Source organism: Megasphaera massiliensis (genome assembly GCF_000455225.1).
Classification (GTDB): domain Bacteria; phylum Bacillota; class Negativicutes; order Veillonellales; family Megasphaeraceae; genus Megasphaera; species Megasphaera massiliensis.
On the sequence record NZ_HF954537.1, the window covers coordinates 789,722 to 810,335 of the forward strand.

The 20,614-nt window shown below is 51.7% G+C and carries 25 protein-coding genes and 1 riboswitch; of the genes, 3 read left to right on the forward strand and 22 right to left on the reverse strand.

Annotation, left to right across the window (positions count from 1 at the left end):
• Nucleotides 1–32: 32 nt before the first annotated feature.
• Complete coding sequence (metK, locus tag TX77_RS07045; protein WP_044504063.1) at nt 33–1,223, reverse strand: methionine adenosyltransferase; 1,191 nt, start codon at nt 1,221–1,223, stop codon at nt 33–35.
• A 60-nt stretch (nt 1,224–1,283) separates the two neighbouring features.
• Nucleotides 1,284–1,384: riboswitch (SAM riboswitch) on the reverse strand.
• 194 nt (nt 1,385–1,578) lie between these two features.
• Between metK and TX77_RS12990 the strand changes: the two genes are divergently transcribed.
• Nucleotides 1,579–3,189 carry a hypothetical protein gene (locus tag TX77_RS12990; RefSeq protein WP_154651877.1) on the forward strand — a complete coding sequence of 537 codons (1,611 nt, stop codon included), beginning with the start codon at nt 1,579–1,581 and terminating at the stop codon, nt 3,187–3,189.
• A gap of 73 nt (nt 3,190–3,262) precedes the next feature.
• Here the strand turns inward: TX77_RS12990 and TX77_RS07055 are convergent, their stop codons facing one another.
• The 6 genes from TX77_RS07055 to TX77_RS07080 form a co-directional block, all read right to left on the reverse strand.
• Complete coding sequence (locus tag TX77_RS07055; protein ID WP_044504064.1) at nt 3,263–3,931, reverse strand: NAD(P)H-dependent oxidoreductase; 669 nt, start codon at nt 3,929–3,931, stop codon at nt 3,263–3,265.
• Between the two features lie 205 nt (nt 3,932–4,136).
• The gene (gene coaBC / locus TX77_RS07060) at nt 4,137–5,363 is read right to left on the reverse strand and encodes a bifunctional phosphopantothenoylcysteine decarboxylase/phosphopantothenate--cysteine ligase CoaBC (protein ID WP_044504065.1); all 1,227 of its coding nucleotides are present in this window, start codon (nt 5,361–5,363) and stop codon (nt 4,137–4,139) included.
• Between the two features lie 16 nt (nt 5,364–5,379).
• A complete protein-coding gene (gene rpoZ / locus TX77_RS07065; protein ID WP_044504066.1) occupies nt 5,380–5,589 on the reverse strand; it encodes a DNA-directed RNA polymerase subunit omega in 210 nt (69 codons plus the stop codon).
• Nucleotides 5,590–5,605: 16 nt separating this feature from the next.
• Entirely contained in the window at nt 5,606–6,220 is a 615-nt protein-coding gene (gene gmk / locus TX77_RS07070; protein WP_044504067.1) for a guanylate kinase, read from the reverse strand.
• A 4-nt stretch (nt 6,221–6,224) separates the two neighbouring features.
• Nucleotides 6,225–6,512 (reverse strand): extracellular matrix/biofilm regulator RemA, encoded by a 288-nt coding sequence (gene remA / locus TX77_RS07075; protein WP_044504858.1) that lies wholly within the window; start codon nt 6,510–6,512, stop codon nt 6,225–6,227.
• The gene (locus TX77_RS07080; RefSeq protein WP_044504068.1) at nt 6,512–7,399 is read right to left on the reverse strand and encodes a YicC/YloC family endoribonuclease; all 888 of its coding nucleotides are present in this window, start codon (nt 7,397–7,399) and stop codon (nt 6,512–6,514) included. The genes remA and TX77_RS07080 overlap by 1 nt, the downstream gene beginning before the upstream one ends.
• A gap of 292 nt (nt 7,400–7,691) precedes the next feature.
• On the opposite strand from TX77_RS07080, the gene TX77_RS07090 reads away from it, so the two are divergent.
• Both TX77_RS07090 and TX77_RS07095 read left to right on the forward strand, forming a co-directional pair.
• Nucleotides 7,692–7,931 (forward strand): hypothetical protein, encoded by a 240-nt coding sequence (locus TX77_RS07090; RefSeq protein ID WP_044504070.1) that lies wholly within the window; start codon nt 7,692–7,694, stop codon nt 7,929–7,931.
• A gap of 124 nt (nt 7,932–8,055) precedes the next feature.
• Nucleotides 8,056–9,762, forward strand: coding sequence for an Rqc2 family fibronectin-binding protein (locus tag TX77_RS07095; RefSeq protein ID WP_044504071.1), 1,707 nt, complete (start codon nt 8,056–8,058; stop codon nt 9,760–9,762).
• Between the two features lie 51 nt (nt 9,763–9,813).
• On the opposite strand, the gene TX77_RS07100 is transcribed toward TX77_RS07095, so the two are convergent.
• The 15 genes from TX77_RS07100 to mazG all read right to left on the reverse strand — a co-directional run bounded on the left by TX77_RS07100 (nt 9,814) and on the right by mazG (nt 20,604).
• Entirely contained in the window at nt 9,814–10,449 is a 636-nt protein-coding gene (locus TX77_RS07100; RefSeq protein ID WP_044504072.1) for a class II aldolase/adducin family protein, read from the reverse strand.
• Between the two features lie 9 nt (nt 10,450–10,458).
• The gene (gene speD / locus TX77_RS07105) at nt 10,459–11,223 is read right to left on the reverse strand and encodes an adenosylmethionine decarboxylase (protein WP_044504073.1); all 765 of its coding nucleotides are present in this window, start codon (nt 11,221–11,223) and stop codon (nt 10,459–10,461) included.
• A 31-nt stretch (nt 11,224–11,254) separates the two neighbouring features.
• Nucleotides 11,255–11,755, reverse strand: a complete 501-nt coding sequence (locus tag TX77_RS07110; RefSeq protein ID WP_044504074.1) for a metallophosphoesterase family protein — start codon at nt 11,753–11,755, stop codon at nt 11,255–11,257.
• Entirely contained in the window at nt 11,752–12,342 is a 591-nt protein-coding gene (locus TX77_RS07115) for an XTP/dITP diphosphatase (RefSeq protein WP_044504075.1), read from the reverse strand. The genes TX77_RS07110 and TX77_RS07115 overlap by 4 nt, the downstream gene beginning before the upstream one ends.
• A gap of 23 nt (nt 12,343–12,365) precedes the next feature.
• A complete protein-coding gene (locus TX77_RS07120) occupies nt 12,366–13,028 on the reverse strand; it encodes a coenzyme F420-0:L-glutamate ligase (protein WP_044504076.1) in 663 nt (220 codons plus the stop codon).
• Nucleotides 13,029–13,041: 13 nt separating this feature from the next.
• On the reverse strand, nt 13,042–13,584 hold the full coding sequence (locus TX77_RS07125) for a hypothetical protein (protein ID WP_044504077.1): 543 nt from the start codon (nt 13,582–13,584) through the stop codon (nt 13,042–13,044).
• A gap of 35 nt (nt 13,585–13,619) precedes the next feature.
• The gene (gene murI, locus TX77_RS07130) at nt 13,620–14,423 is read right to left on the reverse strand and encodes a glutamate racemase (RefSeq protein ID WP_044504078.1); all 804 of its coding nucleotides are present in this window, start codon (nt 14,421–14,423) and stop codon (nt 13,620–13,622) included.
• The gene (locus tag TX77_RS07135) at nt 14,413–14,862 is read right to left on the reverse strand and encodes an acyl-CoA thioesterase (RefSeq protein WP_044504079.1); all 450 of its coding nucleotides are present in this window, start codon (nt 14,860–14,862) and stop codon (nt 14,413–14,415) included. The genes murI and TX77_RS07135 overlap by 11 nt, the downstream gene beginning before the upstream one ends.
• 141 nt (nt 14,863–15,003) lie before the next feature.
• Nucleotides 15,004–15,225, reverse strand: a complete 222-nt coding sequence (locus tag TX77_RS14120) for a YkvA family protein (protein ID WP_225069656.1) — start codon at nt 15,223–15,225, stop codon at nt 15,004–15,006.
• Nucleotides 15,226–15,356: 131 nt separating this feature from the next.
• On the reverse strand, nt 15,357–16,340 hold the full coding sequence (locus TX77_RS07145; protein WP_044504081.1) for a hypothetical protein: 984 nt from the start codon (nt 16,338–16,340) through the stop codon (nt 15,357–15,359).
• Nucleotides 16,341–16,397: 57 nt separating this feature from the next.
• The gene (locus tag TX77_RS07150) at nt 16,398–17,135 is read right to left on the reverse strand and encodes an SDR family NAD(P)-dependent oxidoreductase (protein WP_044504082.1); all 738 of its coding nucleotides are present in this window, start codon (nt 17,133–17,135) and stop codon (nt 16,398–16,400) included.
• Nucleotides 17,136–17,145: 10 nt separating this feature from the next.
• Entirely contained in the window at nt 17,146–17,934 is a 789-nt protein-coding gene (locus TX77_RS07155; protein WP_049917324.1) for a sulfite exporter TauE/SafE family protein, read from the reverse strand.
• A gap of 67 nt (nt 17,935–18,001) precedes the next feature.
• Complete coding sequence (locus TX77_RS07160; RefSeq protein ID WP_044504083.1) at nt 18,002–19,150, reverse strand: MGDG synthase family glycosyltransferase; 1,149 nt, start codon at nt 19,148–19,150, stop codon at nt 18,002–18,004.
• Between the two features lie 110 nt (nt 19,151–19,260).
• Complete coding sequence (locus TX77_RS07165) at nt 19,261–19,539, reverse strand: HU family DNA-binding protein (protein WP_044504084.1); 279 nt, start codon at nt 19,537–19,539, stop codon at nt 19,261–19,263.
• Nucleotides 19,540–19,587: 48 nt separating this feature from the next.
• On the reverse strand, nt 19,588–20,604 hold the full coding sequence (mazG, locus tag TX77_RS07170) for a nucleoside triphosphate pyrophosphohydrolase (RefSeq protein WP_044504085.1): 1,017 nt from the start codon (nt 20,602–20,604) through the stop codon (nt 19,588–19,590).
• Between the last annotated feature and the right edge of the window lie 10 nt (nt 20,605–20,614).

Sequence of the window (20,614 nt, forward strand, 5' to 3'; positions counted from 1 at the left end):
CTGCCGTCCCTGCGGCAGTCTCTGCATCTCAATTATAAGCCGGCTTCTTTACGGAGCGTATCCGCTTTATCGGTCTGTTCCCAAGGCAGGTTGAGATCGTTGCGGCCGAAGTGGCCATAAGCAGCAGTCTGTTTGTAAATCGGCCGCTGTAAGTCGAGCATGGCAATGATGCCAGCCGGACGAAGGTCAAAATTCTTTTCAATGAGTCCGACAATTTTTTCATTTTCGACTTTGCCCGTACCAAACGTTTCAACGTGGATTGAAACGGGACGAGCTACGCCGATGGCGTATGCCAACTGGATTTCGCACTTATCGGCAAGGCCGGCAGCGACGACGTTCTTAGCGACGTAACGAGCGGCATAGGCGGCCGAACGGTCGACCTTTGTAGGATCCTTCCCGGAGAAAGCACCGCCGCCGTGACGAGCCATGCCGCCATAGGTATCGACGATGATCTTACGACCGGTCAGACCGGAGTCACCCTGAGGACCGCCGATGACGAAACGGCCCGTCGGATTGATGAAGAGCTTCGTCTTATCATCGAATAAGCCCTGCGGGAGTTCCGGTTTGATGACGAATTCGAGGAGGTCCTTTTCAATCTGTTCACGCGTGATTTCCGGGCTGTGCTGCGCCGAAATGACGATAGTATCGATGCGAACCGGTTTGCCGTCTTCATATTCGACGGTGACTTGGGTCTTGCCGTCCGGACGTAGATAAGAGAGCGTTCCGTCTTTACGAACACTGGCCAGGCGGCGTGCCAAACGGTGCGCTAAGGAAACAGGAAGGGGCATGTAGTCATCCGTTTCATTCGTGGCATAGCCGAACATCATCCCCTGGTCACCGGCACCGATGGTGTCGAACTGGTCCGTATTGCCTTCCTTCTTTTCGAGGGCATCGTCGACGCCCATGGCGATATCCGGCGACTGTTCATCGAGGGATACCAAGACGCCGCAAGTATCGCAGTCAAAGCCGTATTTCGCACGGGTATAACCGATGGAACGAATGGTTTCACGAACGATGTGCGGAATATCGACATAGCACGTCGTCGAAATTTCACCGACGACGTGGACCATCCCGGTGGTCACTAAGGTTTCACAAGCAACGCGGGCATTTTTATCTTTTGCAAGAATGGCATCCAAAATGCTGTCAGAAATTTGGTCAGCCATTTTATCCGGATGCCCTTCGGTTACGGATTCAGATGTAAAGAATTCACGATTTTTCACCATGAGGTTTCCTCCTTAAAAAAAATTCCCCTCATTCATGACTGTCATGAGAGGGGCTTCCAATCCCCATCTGCCAGTATAAGACTGCTGGAATTAGCACCTTTCACTTATGAAGGTTGCTGCGACATCATAGGGCCAGTCCCTCCGTCGTCTCTTGATGGTTCTTTATTTGATTTACTGGTTCATTATAATTCAAACCCCTCTATTTTGCAAGTTCTTTTTTGGTATAGCAAACATGAGTTCTGTCCTTCTAAAAAAAATTCCGACGTACCTGTTCGCCTCCGCACTTCCTGAAGAATATTTTTTTACATCCGTTACAGAAAACGTTATAATGAATAGATAGAAAGAAAGGATGATTATGATGACCAAATTGCGGCCAAGAGATATATTTTTCAACGACCCTTATTTTGACTTTGCCACCCACTGTAAAACGGCAGATCTGCGTTTGGCCAAGCGCGTAGAGATCTGGGATAAATGGTATCGTACGCAAGGATTGGTAAACACCTTACTCCAGCGCGAAAGCCTGGCCTTCATCCGCTATAACGGCACGGAGCGGGAAGAAGCCATGATCCTGCGGATATACGAACGGACGCCGGACCGTCTCCTCATCAATACCTATTATGCATCGAAACGAAATGCCACTGAAATCTATGCCGGTACGATTCGTCTGGAACGCTATGCCACAGCCCAGACGACAGGCGACGATTCCTACATGGGCATGATCGACCTCTTAATGTTGAAGACCGACGATGAACTCGTCGGGTTGAGCGATGTCTTTGAAGATATCCAACAAGCCAAACACATGGCCGCCCAATCCTTAGGCATCTACTTAATGGCTATCTACGACGGTCCCTGGATCGATGACAGCCGGGCGGACGCCGAAAAGACACCGGCCATGATTGCCGGCGAAGAACGAGAAGAACTCCTTCAGCTGCGCCAGGAAAAAGCTCAAATGGAAGCCGATCGGGAAGAACTCCTGAGGCTTCGTCTCGAATCGCAAAACCGTAAAACCGTTCTTTCTGAACTGGAACGGCTGCGTCAGGAACTGGAGGACGAACGAAACGGCCGCCAAGAAGATCTTCAGCACTATGAAGCGACCCTCCGCCAACAGGAAGAGTACACGGAACGGATCAAGGAAAAAGCCGCCATTCAGGTATCGGAGCTGTTGACCCTGCGTCAGACCCTTAGAAAATACGAAGCCAACCCCGAATTGGCAAAAAAAGTTGCTTCAGCACCCGAAAGGACAAGCTCGGCAGCCGTACCGAAGGCCGATGCAGCCGTAAACCCGTCAGCGCCGATAACCGCCTCGACTCCGGTGAAATCAGACGCCCCGTCACCTTCGAAAGCAGCGGATCCGACAGCCTCGGCGGCACCGGCCCGGGCGACGGAACCGAAAAAAACAGCATCACCGGAAAAACCGACAGCGCCGACACAACCATCAGTTTCAGAAACATCGCCGGCTCCCGCGGCATCCGGCGATGGGCCAACCTCTGCGGAACCGATAAAAACAGCAGAACGGACCGCCACAGAAAAGCCGGGGAAAACGGCCGAACCGGCAACCGCCCCGCAGACTACGGACAACTCCGCTGCAACACAAAAAAAAGCCAAGCGTCCTTCCGAAGACCGCGGCCTCGAACTGCCGTCCTTCATGACCCAGCGTGACTATACACACAGCCTGGACCGCTTCCTGGCCGGACGCCAAATCGCCTTGGCCGGCGGTACGCCGGAATGGCAGGGCCGGATAAAACGCCGCTTCCCGACGGCTGCCGTCCTCAGCGGCTATACCGGCGACGACCGAATCCTGCGGGCTTCCACCCTCTTAGTCATCAACTTGAGTGAAGGCCAGACCGATCTGGTCAAATGGGCCATGGCCGCCGCCAGAGACATGGGCTGCCCCTGCCTTCCCATCAAGACGACAAATTTAAACGGCTTTGCCAAAGCCGTCGTAGAATATGCCAAAAAAGCATAACCAAAAGCGGCAAGAAATGGCAGATATCGTCTGCATTTCTTGCCGTTTTTTATGCCTTTGAGGAATAGGTACCTTATTTTACCCAGGTAACGACATCTTCCATGGCCTGCCGCGTCTTGGCATGGGGTTCTTCGTTGCGATAGCCAAAGCCGGCCATAACCGAAACGCCGAAGTGTTCCGTGTCGAGAAGGCCTTCATCGGCCAGCATGGCTTCTACCTTGCTCCGATTAAAGCCTTCAATGGGGCAGGAATCGACGCCGATCATGGCTGCCGTCGTCAGCATGTTGGCCAGTGCCAAGTAGGTCTGTTTGCTGGCCCAGTCAAAGATGGCCCGGTCGCTTTCCAGTAAGTTGAAATCGTCTTTCTGGAAGGCCTCAAAAGCAGCTTTTCTCCCCTGCTCCGCCTCTTCCGGCAAATGCTGTACGTCGCGCATGATGTGGGTGATGTAAGGAGAGCTGTACAAGGTATCGACTTTCTTGCGAGCCAGCAGGATTACGAAGTGACTGGCCCCTTTCAAGCTGTTCTGGGCGCCCCAGGCGATGGGAAATAATTTATCCTTAATGTCCTGGCGTTCAATGACTAAAAACTTCCACGGTTCAAAGCCAAAGGAGCTCGGCGATAAACGGCCGGCTTCCAAAATGGTGTTGAAGTCGGCGTCGGATACCTTTTTCGAAGCATCGAAACTCTTCGTAGCGTGTCTGAAGTTAAAGGCTTTTAAAATATCGGCTGCAGCAATCTTCATGGGAATCATCCTTTCCATGTCATAGTATATGTTTCATTATCTTGATTATTTGTATCATTTAAATCTTGACGATTTAAGTATACCATAAGATTTTCAAAACGAAAAGAACGCACTTTTTATATATTTACTACGGATAAACTGATCTGGGTATATTTTTTATACTGTCAAAAAAAAGGCCATCCCAACCGGTCGGGATGGCCTTTCGTTATGCCTTTTGTTTGGAAGTTTTAGCTTTGATAATCGCAGCTGCCCGAGCTACGATAATGGAAGCCAGTTCATCTTTTGCCATCTTTTCCAAGGTCTCTGAAGAGCCGTCCGGAAACAGCAAGGTGGCAATATTGGTCGTCCCCTGGAAGCCGGCACCTTCGGCGCTGACATCGTTGGCTACGAGCATATCGAGATTCTTTTTCTGAAGTTTCTTGGTACCGTATTCGATGACATTCGTCGTCTCAGCGGCAAAACCGACCAGGACCTGATGGGTTTTACGCTGGCCAAGACCATAGAGGATGTCAGGATTCTTAGCCATTTCAAGGGTCAAGACATCGTCATTTTTCTTGATCTTATTTTCCGCCGGATGAGCCGAACGATAATCGGCAACGGCCGCGGCTTTAATGACCAAGTCGCAGTCGTCATAATACGATTCGACAGCCGCTTTCATGTCCCTGGTACTGCCGACGTCGATGCGCCGTGCAAGGCCGACAGGAGTTTTCAAGTTGTCCGTCGTACCGGCAACCAGAGTAACTTCGGCCCCGGCAGCAACCGCCGCTTTGGCAATAGCAAAGCCCATGCGGCCGCTGGAATGATTGCCGATGAAGCGGACCGGGTCGATGGGTTCCCGCGTGCCGCCGGCCGTAACAATGACTTTCTTCCCCTTGAGCAGGTCATTTTTACAGGCCAGCAATTCGATGTAATCGACGATGACGTCCGGGTCGGGCAGGCGGCCGATGCCGGTGATGCCGCAGGCCAGGTATCCGCTGTCCGGTTCGATGAGATGATAGCCGAATTTTTTCAGCTTAGCCATATTATCCTGGGTAATGGGGTTCAAATACATATTGCTGTTCATAGCCGGAGCCATCAGAACCGGCGCTGTCGTTGCCATGACTGTCGTCGTCAGCATATCGTCGGCAATGCCATTGGCGATCTTACCGATGATATTGGCCGTCGCCGGTGCAATGACCAGGACGTCGGCCCAGCGGGCCAGGGCAATGTGTTCGACGTTGAATTCAGGAACATCTTCAAACATGGAAACGGCAACGGGATTTCCTGAGATTTCCCGCAGCGTCAGCGGCGTAATCAACTCCGTTGCATGGGCCGTCATGATACACTTGACTTCAGCTCCTGACTTCCGAAGTTGACTGGCAACGGATGCGGCCTTAAAGGCTGCAATACCGCCCGTAATGCCAAGGACAATCTTTTTCCCTTCCAAACTCATGGCAAGTACCTCCGTGTCATTTAATGCCGTCGCGAGGGGCTTCATAAGTAATCTTATTCTGGTCGATTTCTTCCATGGCGATGGAAACGACTTTGTTCGTATCGACATTGACCAAGGCTTCATCGTGGTCGGTCAATTCACGAGCCCGTTTGGCAGCCAAGGTAACCAGTGTATATTTGCTGTCTACTTTCTGCATCAAAGATTCAAGGGTCGGTTTAATTAACATAGTTCATCTCTCCTAATCATTTATACAATTCTTTCGTATGGGCAATGTTTTTAGCATTGCGCATGACTTTACACTGTTCGGCTTTTATGATCGATGCCGCTTCATCGATGGCGGTTTCCAAATCGTCATTGACGATGACATAGTCATAGCGGTCGATCCAGTCGAGCTCTTCGCGAGCTTTGGACAAGCGGCCGTCAATAACCTCCTCGCTATCGGTCTGGCGGCTGCGCAGTCGGTGTTCCAAGACAGAACGGCTGGGCGGCACGATGTAAATAAAGATGCCCTTGGGATAGCGTTCCTTGACCTGCATGGCCCCTTGGATATCGATTTCCAGCATGACGTGCTGCCCTTCGTCCAGCATTTGGTAGACGTATTTTTTCGGCGTACCGTAATAATGATCGTAGACCTTAGCGTGCTCCAAAAAAGCATCTTCTGAGAGCAGTTGTTCAAAACGGGCATTGTCTGAGAAATAATAATTGACTCCGTCGACTTCTCCCGGTCGAGGCTGACGGGTTGTCATGGAAATAGAATATTGGATATTGGGAAACTGTTTGCGCAGGGCCGCGCAAATCGTCCCCTTCCCGGCTCCGGACGGGCCGGATACAACGATGAGCAGTCCGGAATCATTCATAGTATTACTCCCTTTCTTCTTCCGCTGCATCGATGGCATCAGCATCACTGCCTGCCGATACGATACGGTGGGAAATGGTTTCCGGCTGAAGAGCCGACAAGATGATCCAGCCGTTATCCATGACGATGACGGACCGCGTCTTGCGGCCAAAGGTCGCATCGATGAGGTTGTTTCCGTCTCGGGCATCTTGGATAAGGCGCTTGATTGGAGCCGACTCCGGGCTGATCATGGCTACGACCTTATCCCCCATGACGACATTGCCGAAGCCGATATTTAATAAATTGAAGTTCATCATTCGATATTCTGCACCTGTTCGCGGATTTTTTCAATTTCATTTTTAAGCTGCAGCACCGACTCCGTGACGGCTAAATCACCGGCCTTGGAGCCGATGGTATTGGCTTCGCGGTTCATTTCCTGAATGAGGAAATCGAGTTTTCGACCGACTTCACCGTCACTTTGAAGCATGGTGTGAAGCTGATTCAAATGGCTTTCAAAACGGACGACTTCTTCTGTCACGTCGACCTTATCAGAATACATGGCCACTTCCTGCAAGAGTCGGTCTTCGTCGGGCACGGGCGCCTGCGCCTTATCGATGAGCTGGCGAATTTTCTTTTCCAGCCGCTCTTGATAAGCCGCCGTCATGGCATCCTTACGACCGGCAATTTCTTCGACGAGGCCTTTCATGACAGCCGACCGGGACAGCAAATCCCGACCGATGTTGGCCCCTTCGCGAAGGCGCATGGCAACCATGCTGTCTAAGGCGCCCTGCAAAGCCGCTTCAAAGGGCGGCCAGCTGGCATCGGCATCGATAGCCGGCGGCGTTTGGACGAACCAATCTTTGGTCAGGGCCATGACCTCACCCAAGCCGACGGGACTACCGTCAAAAAAGCGATTCTTGGCTCCTTCAAGGGCCGTCTTAACGGCGCCCAGTGCAGCATCGTCAATATGGATTTCCGGCGCTGCCGGCGAGAGGTCTTGAACGGTCACAAAGACATCGACCTTGCCCCGCTTCAAGACGGCTTTAATGCCGCTGCGCAGGCGGTCTTCCAAAGCCAGGTACGCATGGGGCATCCGTATATTCAATTCCAAAAAACGTTGGTTCACTGCCCGCATTTCAATGGTAACAGCCAGTTTGCCGTCATTGCCGGTTCCCCTGCCAAAACCAGTCATACTTCGCATGTTAGAACCCCCTTAATAACCTATTCAATACCTCATTATAGCCTATCCGGCGTCCATATTGCAAATTTTTTATATCGATGCCACCGTATGCCCGTCTTTCATCGCCCTTACAGAAAGCTGCTACACAGCCGATTTTCCGGCACAGCCCCTTGCCTTTCTCCGCCCGTTTGCTACAATAAAGTAAAGAAAAGAGTGAATTCGACCTATCCCAGATTTTCGTTAAGAACCATTCTATCTGACGGAGCTGATTTCTGCCTTTCATCTCCCTGCCTTGCGTCAGGAGGTCTGCCTTATGAGCAAACATTACCCGGATTTTTCCCCCTTGCTGGACTGCATAGCCGCTTTCTTCGGAATGATATACGCCATTTGCCTTTTAATTTTGGTCCTTCTCCTGGCCGTCCCCATCATAGGCGTCATCATCTATCTTTGTTCTTCCCTGCTGTTCCCGACAGACTGGGTGCTTCCCATCACAGCGGCCGGCACGATACTCTGTCTATTCATAACAGCGATTTCGGCATGGTGTGAATGGTGATTTTCCCTCATCCGCCCCCTTCTTTTCTGAAGGGGATTTTTTATATCCCTTCACAGGACCTTTACAAACATGGTATGATAAAAAGGATTGAATTTTTTAGTGTACCAGATAAGGAGGTACTTCTATGAACTTAGACGGTATCACATTACACTGCATTACCAACGAACTGGCGGACATTCTCCAAGGCGGCCAGATATCTAAAATCTATCAGCTCGACGCCCGGTCCCTGTACTTCCGCATCTTTAATGATACAGGCCTTCACCATTTGGTCATTACTCTCGATGATTCTCCGCGCCTTTACATTGCCGACACGGTCCCGCCGACGCCGGATATCCCGACGGGGCTCTGCATGTTTCTCCGCAAGTATTATGAAAACGGACGCATCGCTTCCATTGCCCAACTCCATTTAGACCGACTTATCGAAATCGCCGTCGATGTCCTCGATATCTCCGGCAAGGTCGTCACCCGTAAGATCCATGTCGAACTCATGGGAAAATACAGCAACGTCATTTTCACGGAAGACGGAGTCATCATCGAAGCCCTCATTAAGACCGGTAAAAACAAACAGGCCGTCCGCACCATTGCTCCCAAGGAGCCCTATGATTTTCCGCCGAATTTCATGCGCATGGATCCCTTTTCCTTCTCTGCCCAAGAACTGACGGATATGATGGAAACCGGCGGCGACGAACCCTTAAAGACCTGGATGCTCAAGCGCTTCAACGGCATGAGCACCGTCGTCTTGACCGAATTATCCCACGACTCCGGCATCGACACGGCCACCCTCGTACAGGATCTGTCCCCGGCTGACCGCTTTGCTTGGTGCCGTACGGTCGAAGCCTTTGGCAAGCGCCTCGCCGGGATTTCCGGCGCCTACGTCTATACCGTCAAAGGCAAGGAAGTCATCTTCCCCTTGGAACTAAACAGCCTCTCCCAGTATCCGCGGCGTCACTTCCCCCTCATCGAAACGTATCTCAGCGAATACCAGGCCACGCACCGCAGCCTGAACGGCGAACAGGAACAGCTGCAAAAGAAGGTCGCCAAGCTCATTGAAAAGCAAAAACGAAAAATCAAGCGCATTGCCGATGAAATGAAAGAAACGAAGAAAATCGACAGCTATAAATTGTACGGCGACTTGCTCATGATTTACGCTTATGAAAAGCACGACCATGAAAAACAAGTAACCGTCAAAAACCTCTTATCCGAAAACCAGGAAGACGTCACCATCGCCCTCGACCCGGCCTACTCCATGACCGACAATGCCAACCGCTATTACAAGCGCTATACGAAGCTGCGCAACCGCAAACAGATATCGGCTCAGCTCCACGAGGAAAACCAACAGCATTTAGACTATCTCTACTCCCTCGAATATGCCTTGGAAAACACGACGACGAAAGATGAAATCACGGACATCAAGGCCGAAATGAAACAGATGAACCTCATCAGCGGCCATAATAAAGATAGGCAAAAGAAAGAATCGGCTCAGGACATCTTAACCATCGACGCCGACGGCCTGACCATCTGGGTCGGCCGCAACAATCGGCAAAATGACTTCTTGACCTTGAAGAAAGCTCATCCCTACGACCTGTGGTTCCACGTCAAGGACCAACCCGGTTCCCACGTCATCTTAGCCTCGCACAACGCCGATCCGACGGATGCCCAAATCGAACGGGCAGCACAACTGGCCGCCTATTACAGTAAAGGCCGGGACAGCTCTAAAGTCGAAGTCGACTGCACCCTCGTACGCCATGTAAAGAAACCGGCCCACGCCGTCCCGGGCTACGTCATATTCACCAATCAGACGACATACATCGTCGAGCCCAAGAAAGAATAGCCGCATCGAAATCAGGACGACAAAAAGCTCTCGCAACTGCGAGAGCTTTTCTTATTTCTGTTTCAAATACCAGCTCAAAGGCTTGGCCTTCGTCGTCGTATGCCCCTTATCTCCGCCGGCCAACGAAAAGATCAGGGAATCACGATACATCTTCGCTACCGCTTCCAGCGTATCCAGGCGGTAGAAAGCTTCTTTAAGATCGGTTCCCAAGGTAACGGCGCCGTGCCGTTCCATGAGGAATACTGAGGCTGTTTCAGCGGCAGCACCGCATCCTTCAGCAAGTTCCAACGATCCGGGAGGCGCATAGGGCACAGTCGGCACTTCGCCTAAGACCATGGCCCCTTCGGTCACGATGTCGGCTGCAAAAGGAATACCGGCTACGGTCAGGGCCGTCGCCGTAACGGGATGAGCATGGATGATGGCATGAACATCTTGCCGCTTCCGATAGATGTTGAGATGGAGGGCCGTTTCCGATGACGGTTTCCCCATCCCCTCGAAAACGATGCCGTCCAGATTGACGACCAGGAGGTCCTTCGGATGGAGCTCGTCCTTTGGAAGGCCCGACGGGGTAATGACGATAAGGCCGTCGTCACGGCGATAACTGATATTGCCGTCACAGGCAGCCACCAATCCGCCCTTCTTCATGGCCTTTCCGATGGCACAGAGTGTTTTCTTATTATCCAACATTCGTCCTCCTTAGCGCATAGACGGCATATTGCGGCCGTTGTAGATTTCCAGCATTTCCTGCCGGACTTGGCGGCGGATTTGCTGCTGTTCCCGTTCACTCAAATCGTCTTTGGTAATATTGAACAGGTAGTTATTTAAATCGAAGTCGTGGAGGACCATCTTCGTATGAAAAATATTCTCCTGATAGACGTTGACATCGATCATATCATAGCGATGCCGCGTCGCCGGCGCAATATAATTTTGAATGGAATTGATGCGGTGATCGATAAACAGCTTCTTGCCGTTCATATCCCGCGTAAAGCCGCGAACGCGGTAGTCGAGAGTAACGATGTCGGAATCGAAGCTGTCCAGGAGGTAATTGAGCGCATTGAGCGGCGAAATGCGGCCGCACGTCGACACGTCGATATCGGCCCGAAAGGTCATGATACCCTTTTGAGGATGGCTTTCGGGATAGGTATGGACCGTCAGGTGGCTCTTGTCGAGATGGCATACGACGTCGGCATCGTGAACCTCATCCTCCGAAATGAGGATGGTAACGCTCGCTCCCTGAGGATCGTAGTCCTGGCTGGCTACGTTTAAGATATGAGCGCCGATGATATCCGACACGTTGCGCAGGATATTGGTCAATCGTTCGGCATTATACTGCTCGTCAATATATTCGATATATTGGCGCCGCGATTCGTCACTGACGGCATAGCAGATGTCATAAATATTAAAGCTCAGAGTCTTCGTCAGGTTATTGAACCCGTAGAGCTTGAGTTTTTTCGTTTTCATGAATGGTAATCCAGTTCCTTCCCCAATGGGCTTATTTTCGGTCAATCTCGTGAAAGGCAATATCCGTAATGACCCCGTCGTCAATGGTCACGACGGCATAGGTCCCTTTTCGCCCGTCGCGGGGCAGACCGATGCTGCCGGGATTGACGATCCACAGGTCAGCCTCACGCTTGATGAAGCGGCGGTGGGTATGGCCGAAGACGACGAGGTCGGCATGCTGTTCGTTTCCTAATTCGACGAGTTTTTGCAGCCGCCGTTCTCCGTACCATTGGCTGCCGTGAATGGCGACAATACGAATGCCGCCGACGGTAACACAGCGGCATTCCGGATCGTTGGTATGGTTCAGATAGTCGTTATTGCCCAAAACGGCATAGACCGGCACGCCCGTATATATGGCTAAATCCTCGCCGTCGTCGCAGTAGTCGCCGCCGTGAATCCAGGCAGCCACATCGGGAGCACTGTCAGCCATGCGAGACAGGCATTCAAAACGGCCGTGGCTGTCACTGACCAAGCCTACCCGGACGGTACTCATGACAAGGCCTCGACGAGTTTCTTCAAGGCTTTCCCCCGATGACTGATTTCATTTTTTTCGGCCATGGACAATTCAGCCATGGTCTTCCCTTTTTCAGGAACGTAGAATAAAGGGTCGTAACCAAAGCCGTTGTCGCCGGCATAAACATCCTGAAAGAGACCGTCGCAGCTCCCTTCAGCCTGTACAGTGCGGCCGTCAGGCCAGATGAGGACCAAAGAGCAAATGTAGTGAACCGTCCGTTCTTCCGGCGGAAAAGCTGCCAGTTCCGCTATGAGCTTTTGATTGTTGGCTTCATCGTCGCAGTCGGGACCGGCATAACGGGCCGAGTAGACGCCGGGACGGCCGCCAAGGGCATCGGCGGCAATCCCCGAATCATCGGCCAGGCACGGAAGTCCTGTAGCCTTCATATAATACGAGGCTTTCAGCAGGGCATTTTCGGCAAAGGTCGTTCCCGTTTCTTCCGGCTCCGTAATCGACGGCAGGACATCGTGCACCGAAACGGCTTCATAGCCCAAAGGCTCTAAAATACTTTTGAATTCCCGTATCTTCCCGGCATTATGTGTTGCCAGTACAATTTTTTCTGCCACGGCACATCCCCCTTGTCCGGCTGTTATTTTTTAAGCATTTTTGCGTAATTCTTGATGACGACAATCGGCGTCTTTTGGGACGCATTGCCAAAAGGATTGTCGATGAGGATCCGGGCGATTTCTTTCGGATTGATGCCCTTGCTGTGACCGAGGACGGCCGAGCGCTTGAGGTCGTTGACGTCGGCAACGACGGCGCCGTAGCAGCCCATGCGCTGTTTGATTTTTTCAGCAACCTTATCCGGTTCAGCCGGCCCGTAGACGATGCATTTATCAAAGGGCGGCATGGTGCCCGTAACGTCATCGGTTAAGGACGCCTGACGGCATTTGGCATACCAGACGCCGTTCTTGCCGGCCAGTTTTGCAAAAAAGCCGACGATGAACCAGAACATCATCTTCCATTCCCCTTCAAGGTTCATGGCTGCCTGCATGCCGTAGAGACTGGCCATACTGCCTTCACCGGGAACGAAGCGCCGCATGAGGCGGGCCTGCCAGGACGGCGTCAGTTCTTCCGGCCGCGTATAGCGGTGCTGAGTAATGGCGACGACACTTTCGGCCGTGCAGACCAAGTCATCGGGACCGACGACGTGTTTTGCATATTCTTCGATAACATCGACGATATCATCTTTATCCGTAAGGATTCTTGTTTTTACAGGGACTAATTCTACCGGTACTTCGATTTCTGCCATTGTATGAGACCTCCTAATTCAATTCCAATGCGTGCTGTACTTCCGTTGCCTTCAAGGTAATGCGGGCCTTATGGATGTACCATTCGCTGCGGGATACGACTTGATAGACGAGATCAATCGGCATATCAGGGAAGGTCTTCAAGTCTTCGCGGATGTTGCCTTCTTTGCTGGTCAGGGTAATGGTGACGCGGATCATGCCCCGATCGCGGGGATTAAAAATAACAGATTCCCAGTAGTTGTCATCGCGTTCGGCTGCCTTATTGGCAAGTTCGGACTGGACCGTAACCTTGTCGTACTGTTCACGCGGAAGGAGGGTCCGAGGATAAAAGTCCATGATGGTTCCCAGCTGCCGGCCGGCATTGTGGATAGGTACTTCTGTTTCGAAGACGGCCCGGTTCTGGGTAATTTCCTTCATTTCAAAAGGTTTCCGATGGCGGGCATCGATAACAAAGCGGGCGTCCCCCTGCCGCCAGGCAAAGAAGCGGAACAACAGGTACAGGACAGCAGCAATGCCGATGACGGCAATGATAACATTGAATAAGACATAGAAAAACACGGCGCAAGACTCCTTTATGTAAAATATAGATACGATTAAATGAGGGTGATTTCTTCAGCGGTAAATTCATTGGCCGGAATGAGGTGTTCTGCCAGGTGGGCACCGCGCTCCTTTTCGGCCGTAAAACAAAGGCGTAAATAGCCGTTTTCTTGGTTCGGGTTAAGCAACCCGTCTTTCTTTAAGACATCCAGTGTTTCCAGGGCCATTTCATGGGCCGGATCGACGAAGGCAATGGAATCGCCGCAAAACTCTTCAAAGAGAGGCTGGATGAAAGGGAAATGCGTGCAGCCGAAAATGGCCGTATCGGCACCGGAATGAAGGACCGGCTCCGTATACTGCTTTAAGGGACCGCGGATTTCCGGCCCGTCGAGGACGCCTCGTTCGATGAGATTCGCCAGGGCCGGGCAGGACTGTTCAACGATTTCAATATTGCCGTCCATATCGGCAGCGACCTTGCGATGACTGTGGTTGGCAATGGTTAACGGCGTAGCGAAGACGGCAATCTTTTGGGTCGCACTGATTTGCTTAGCCGTCTTGAGGCCCCGACTCATGCCGATCAAGGGATAGTCGACTTCCTTTACGACGGTATCATAGGCAACGGCCGTAACGGTGTTGCAGCCGATGGCAACAACTTTGACCTTCTGCTCGGTCATAAAATGCAGAATATCCCGCGTATACTGAAGGATTTCTGCCGGCGTCCGCGTCCCGTACGGGTTTCGTTTGGTATCACCGACGTAGATAATGTCTTCATGAGGCAGGAGCATCCGCAATTTTGCGACGACAGTCAGTCCGCCGACACCGGAATCAAACACACCGATCGGCCGTGAATTACCTTCCATGAACGGCTCCTTCGACGTCTGTATCTGCCTGTTCGGCAGCATACATGGCCTGTAGTTTCTTGTAATCTTCATCAGAGAGGCGGGCTACTTTCCCACTGTTTTTGTGGACAAATACGTTCTGCGTCGTTCCTGTCGCCAACAGGCGGCGGTCATCATGACGGACGATACGGTAGGAAAAGACCATCTGGGCCCGGCTGAGCTTTACCAGGCGAGTCTCGATGTCAATGATATCGGCATAGTTTATGGGGCTGATATATTCGCAGGACACACTCTTAATGGGATAGGTAATCCCTTGATCGAGGAGGTCGAATAAGTCGAGACCGGCAGCGGCAAAATATTCACAGCGGCCGCATTCAAACCAACGGATGTGGTTGGAATGGTGGGCAATGCCCATCATGTCCGTTTCATAGAACCGCACTTTTTCAACAACAGTAATCATAAATTCTTAACTCCTAACTTTATACACGCTCATATTATTTTACGATGATGACCTATGTTTGTCAAAGGAAAAGTCTGAAATACGAACGATAAAGGGACTGTCCTCATGCGACAGTCCCTTTATCAATCATGCTCCGGTCACTCACGTACTTTTCAGGAACGGGAACATGCGGCGTACCTTTTCCCGGTGTTCCGGTTTGACATAAGTCCCGGCTAAGTGCAGGGCTGCAGCGACGACAGCGGCATCGTCCAGCCAGCCAAATCCGGCAAAGACGTCCGGCACCAGATCAAAGGGCAAGATAACGTAGCCAATAGCTCCCATGAGAGCCAATTTAATAAATTTCGGCGTGTCTTTATCTTGCATACAATAAAAAATTGTCAGGATTTTCGGTAAAAATTTAATTTTTCTTCCTGCTGTGCGAATAAATAGGATGAATCGGCCCGGTGTATAAAATTGGGCGAAAAAGCTCAGTATTTTCCACATCGGCTTTCACCTTACTTCAGGTCTTCCAAAGACTTTTTAGCCTCTTCTACAGCTTCTTTAACCTTTTTTTCGACATCGTCGGCATCCATGTCGGATACTTCCTTGGCGGCGTCCTTAGCGTCTTTCGCAACGTCCTTAGCGGCATCTTTAACATCTTCCGCGGCATCCTTAGCATCTCTGGCAACGTCCTTGGCCTTGTCCATGGCGTCGGAGTCAACGACCTTATCGACGGTATCATCGAAGGCATCTTTGGCATCGCCGGCGGCATCTTTCAAATCTTCCGCTTTTTCATCGACGATTTCATCGACTAAGTCGTCCTTATGAACGACAGAGTTATACAGTTCTTCCCCTTTTTCTTTGACGTCCTGGATGCAGTCTTTGGCAGCACCGCCCCATTTTTTCATGAAGTCAATCGTTTCATCGCCGAGGGGAACGTTCTTCAGTGGGTTTTCTTTGAGCTTATCGGCTTGTTCACGAGCTTTGTCCTTCCATTCGCCCATCATTTCGATATACGGACCCATGTCGGTAGGCATGCCGTCTTTGAGCCAGCGCTGGGTGACCCGGCCCAGGCTGTAGGTAATACCGACAGCAACGGGGACCTGGATGATACTGAAAGGAATGAGCGTCGTCAACAGCGTACCGGCCACGCGGCTGCCGACAGCCCCTAAGAAGGCGATCAGGGCCCGTTCGCTCAATTTAACGTCATAGACTTTGGCAATACGGCTGACCAGGTACACTTCATTGGCCATGAGTGCTGCCGTTCCGATAAGCGGCGCAATGACGATGGCACCGGCACGGGCAGCAGCCCAGCGGCACAGCATTTCGACTTGGACGTCTTTGTCTTCCGTCGTCTGTTCCATGGCTTTGACAACACTGTTGGCAGCATCTTCAATCGGCTGAGAATGGCTCTGTTTGAAATCAGCCAGTTCCTGTTTCAAAGCGGCAATCTCTTCCTGCAACTGTTCTACGGTTTTTGCATTTTCTTCATTTGCCATACTTAACACCCCATTCTTTGACGAAATAAACACTATATTTTATATTTTCCCATGTTTCTACCAGCTTGTCAAACCCCCGTCTACGGGAAGTGCCGCAGCCGTAATAAAGGAGGAATCTTCACTGAGTAAAAAGGCAATGGCCTTAGCCACTTCATCGGCCCGGGCCAATCGGTATAACGGGTATTGTTCCTTCATGGTCTCCCGCTCCATATCGGGATGATCCCGGAGCTGTTTTTCGAGCATCGGCGTTTCGACGTCACCGGGACAGACGCAGTTGACCCGTATCTGGTGCGGTGCCGCTTCCAGGGCCAGGGACTTGGTAAAAGCGACAACAGCGCCCTTGGTCGCCCCATAGACGGAGCAGGCTATGTTCCCCTGGAGTCCGGCATCGCTGCTTACGGTTACGATACTGCCCGGCCGGCGGCGCAGGTGCGGCAGGGCGTATTTACAAAGGGAAATGGTCCCGTAGACATTGACGGCAAAGAGCTGCTTCACGTCGTCAGGCGTCACATTTTCAAGAAGGCCTTGTTCGTAGATGCCGGCTGACGTCACCAAGCCGTCCAGCCCGCCAAAGCGGCGGACCGTCTCGATCACCATCTTCCGGCAGTCTTCATCCCGGCTGACATCACCTTCTATATAATGGACGGCCCCTTTTCCCTCCAACTGCTGCAAGGCAGCCTGTCCCCTTTCCCGATTCCTGCCGCTGACAGCGACCTGCCACCCCCGGTCCAAAAGGACGGCAGCCGTCGCAAGACCTATACCCGACGTGCCGCCGCTGATAAGTGCCGTATTCATGATAACCTCCTCATAGAACGCCAAGATAAGAAAGGCCCAGCTTTCCGATAAGCGCTGCCGTCACGACGAGCATGACGACCCGGACAAAACCGGTTCCCCGGCGGATGGCCAATCGTGAACCGAAAAAGGCTCCCGTAAAGATGCACAGGGCCATGACGATGCCGTAGACATAGAGGATCGTCCCGGACCAGACCAAGATGACGAAGGCCGTCACGTTGCTCATGAGATTGAGCATCTTGGCATTGCCGGCAGCCGTGACGAAATCAAAGCCCAGGGCGGCAAAGGCGACGATGAGAAAGGTCCCCGTCCCGGGGCCGGCAAAGCCGTCATAAAATCCGATAGCCCCGGCAAAGAGGGCCGTAAAGAGCAAATTTCTCCCCGTCTCACCGGCATAGGTATTGACCGAGCCCAGGTTACGCCGCGTAAAGACGACGACGGCGGCCGCCATGAGCGACAGGATAATCAACGGCTGAAGCCATTCGGCACTCATGTGCAGCATGACCAGACAACCCAAAACGGCCCCTGCAAAGGTGCAGGGCAAAGCCCGTTTCATCAAGTGCCGGTCGACTTTGCCGGCCTTAAAGAATTGCCAAGCACTCATAACGGCCCCAAAGGTGGCTGAAAACTTATTGGTCCCCAGAGCCAGGTGCGGCGGAAGGCCTGCCGCCATCAGGACGGGGAGCGAAACGAGTCCCCCGCCGCCGGCAATAGAATCGACAAAACCGGCTAAGAAACCGCCGGCCATGATAAAAATCAATACGCCCAAAGATAAGGTCGTATGAAAAAGTTGAACTTCCACAAACAAGACTCCTTTTAGAAAAAAACTCCTCTTGTTTCGCAAAGCGAAACCGAGGAGGCCCTTTTCTTTATGGTTCGTATATCAAAGACGACGGCACGGCCGCATCTGTCGCCGGCTGCAAGAGGCGGACGATTTCCTTGCCGATGATCCGTGCGCCGTCACGATGGCAGTCGAGGCTGGCTTTCGACATCGCTTCCAATTTTTCCGGATGGGTAAATAAGTCCGATACGATGGAAACCAGTTCTTCTTGTTTCTTCACCCAAGCTGCACAGCCCTTGGCCTGCATATACTTGGCATTGGCCTCTTCCTGACCCGGAATCGGGCTGTATAGGACCATGGGCACTTGGATAGCAGCGCCCTCCGTACAAGTCAGTGCTCCGGGCTTGGTTAAGAGCAGGGACGCCCGGCACATGAGTTTTGAAATCTGGTTCGTATAACCGAGGATTTCCACATCATGATCGAGTTCGCCGCGCATCTTCGACAGTTCATCGTAAAGATCGGCATTATAACCGGTTACAACGGTAAAGCTGTCGACGACGGATAACCGATCCAGCAGTGCCAGGGATTGTCGGATAGACCCCATTCCCAGACCGCCTCCCATGATAAGGATATTCTTATTATTCTGATGCTCCTCATCCCAGTGCCAGCGTTCTTGGTCAAAAGCCTTCCGCACGGGAATGCCCGACACGACAATTTTATCAGCAGCGACGCCTTGTTCGACGAGCAGGTCTTTAATCTGTGTAGCTGCGACGCAGTAGACGTCGATTTGCGGGTACACCCACAGCTGATGGATAGCAAAATCAGTAATGACGCCGACTAAAGGAATATTCAGACGATGCTGTCGTTTTAACAACGCTGCCGCTCCAGCCGGAAAAGGGTGGGTAAAGACCAGGACATCCGGCTTTCGATCTGCTAAGACCTTGAGCAGCCGCCGTTTAAGGCCCCACGCAAAAAGGGTCTTGACGGCCAGGCCTTTTTTATATCCTTGCGACGAGTAATACATCAAATCGTATAACAGCGGAAAGACATCGAGAATCTTAATGTACGTCTCTTTGACGATGTTGTCGATGGACAAGATATCATTGGACAGAAAATCTACGTGTTCGACATCACATTCTTCAGGAATGGTCTTGACATATTCTTCTATAGCCCGTGCTGCCTGTGTATGGCCTGTACCGATCGAGGCCGACAGGATCAGGACTTTTTTCTTTGCCATATAGGATCCCTTCTTTTATAAACAGCCTTCGTTGCACCTTCCACTATATAGTACGATAACTTGTATGAAAAGAAAAGGGCCGTTTTTCATGCGGCCCTTCGGGATCGTACTTATTTGTTATTAACCAAATCTTTAAGCTGTTTGCCGGCTTTGAAAGCGGGAGTCTTGGAAGCTTCGATCTGGATAGGTTCATTGTTGCGAGGGTTGCGGCCTTCGCGGGCTTTACGCTGGCGGACTTCAAACGTACCAAAGCCGATGATCTGGACTTTATCACCCTGGGTGAGGCTGTCGCTAATGGCTTCGAATACGGCTTTTACGGCCTTTTCAGCGTCTTTTTTCGTCAAATCGGATTTCTGTGCTACTGCAGCGATTAATTCTGTTTTGTTCATGTTACTAGGTCCTCCTTTGGATCGTCACATCTTCCTAACACTAACAGTCTAGAGTTTTTCCTGCCGTTCTATCCGCTTGGCTTCCTGCCAGAATGAGTCCAACTCATCCAGTGAAAATGCCTCCCATGGCCGGCCCGACCGGTTGACCCGATCCTCGACATGAGCAAAACGGCGACGGAATTTACTGTTAGCCCGATGTAACGCACATTCCGGCTCTATATGATAGCGTCGGCATAAATCAGCAAATACGAACAAGACATCCCCAGCTTCTTCTTCCGCATGGACAGGATCGCCTTCATCAAGGGCCTGACGGAATTCAGTCCACTCTTCTTGGAACTTTTCCCAGACACCTTCGACATCGGGCCAGTCGAATCCGACTTTGGCCGCTTTCTCCTGAAGCTTGTCGGCAGTCAGGAGTGACGGCAGGCCGGGAACGACTCCGTCCAGCAGATGAGCGTGCTGCTGGCGTTGTTCTCCTTGCTTTAATCTATCCCAGTTTAACATACTCGTCCCTATATTTTCAAGGCTTTTTTGGCTAAAAACATAGGGATGACGCCGAATCATCTTATTTGTGATATCTTTTACGACATCCTGGGCCGAGAAAAACCCTTTTTCTTCGGCAATTCGGGCATGAATGGCCACCTGATAGAGGATATCCCCCAGTTCTTCGCGGATGCCGTCTATATCGTCACTATCAATGGCATCGAGCATTTCATAGACTTCTTCGATGAGATATCGCCGCAGTGTCCGATGCGTCTGGGACCGGTCCCAAGGACAGCCGTCTTCGCGGCGAAGTCTGGCCGTAACTTCCGTAAGGGGCATCAAATCAAAAGGCAGTTGTTCCTTGGCCATTCCTTCTTCCTGCCGCTTCTGATCGATGAGGCGGCGCACGGCTTCAGCCATATCCGGTCCGCCGGGAACAGTGTGAACGACGGCATGAAGGCGGCTCTCTTTCAACAAGAGGTCGACGATGGGTGCATACGTTTCAGCAAAGCTTTTCCCGTCCTGCCCGTAGGTATCGAGGGGACGGTCATCTTTCCCTAAAGCGATGATTTTAATTTCCATGAAAGGTTCC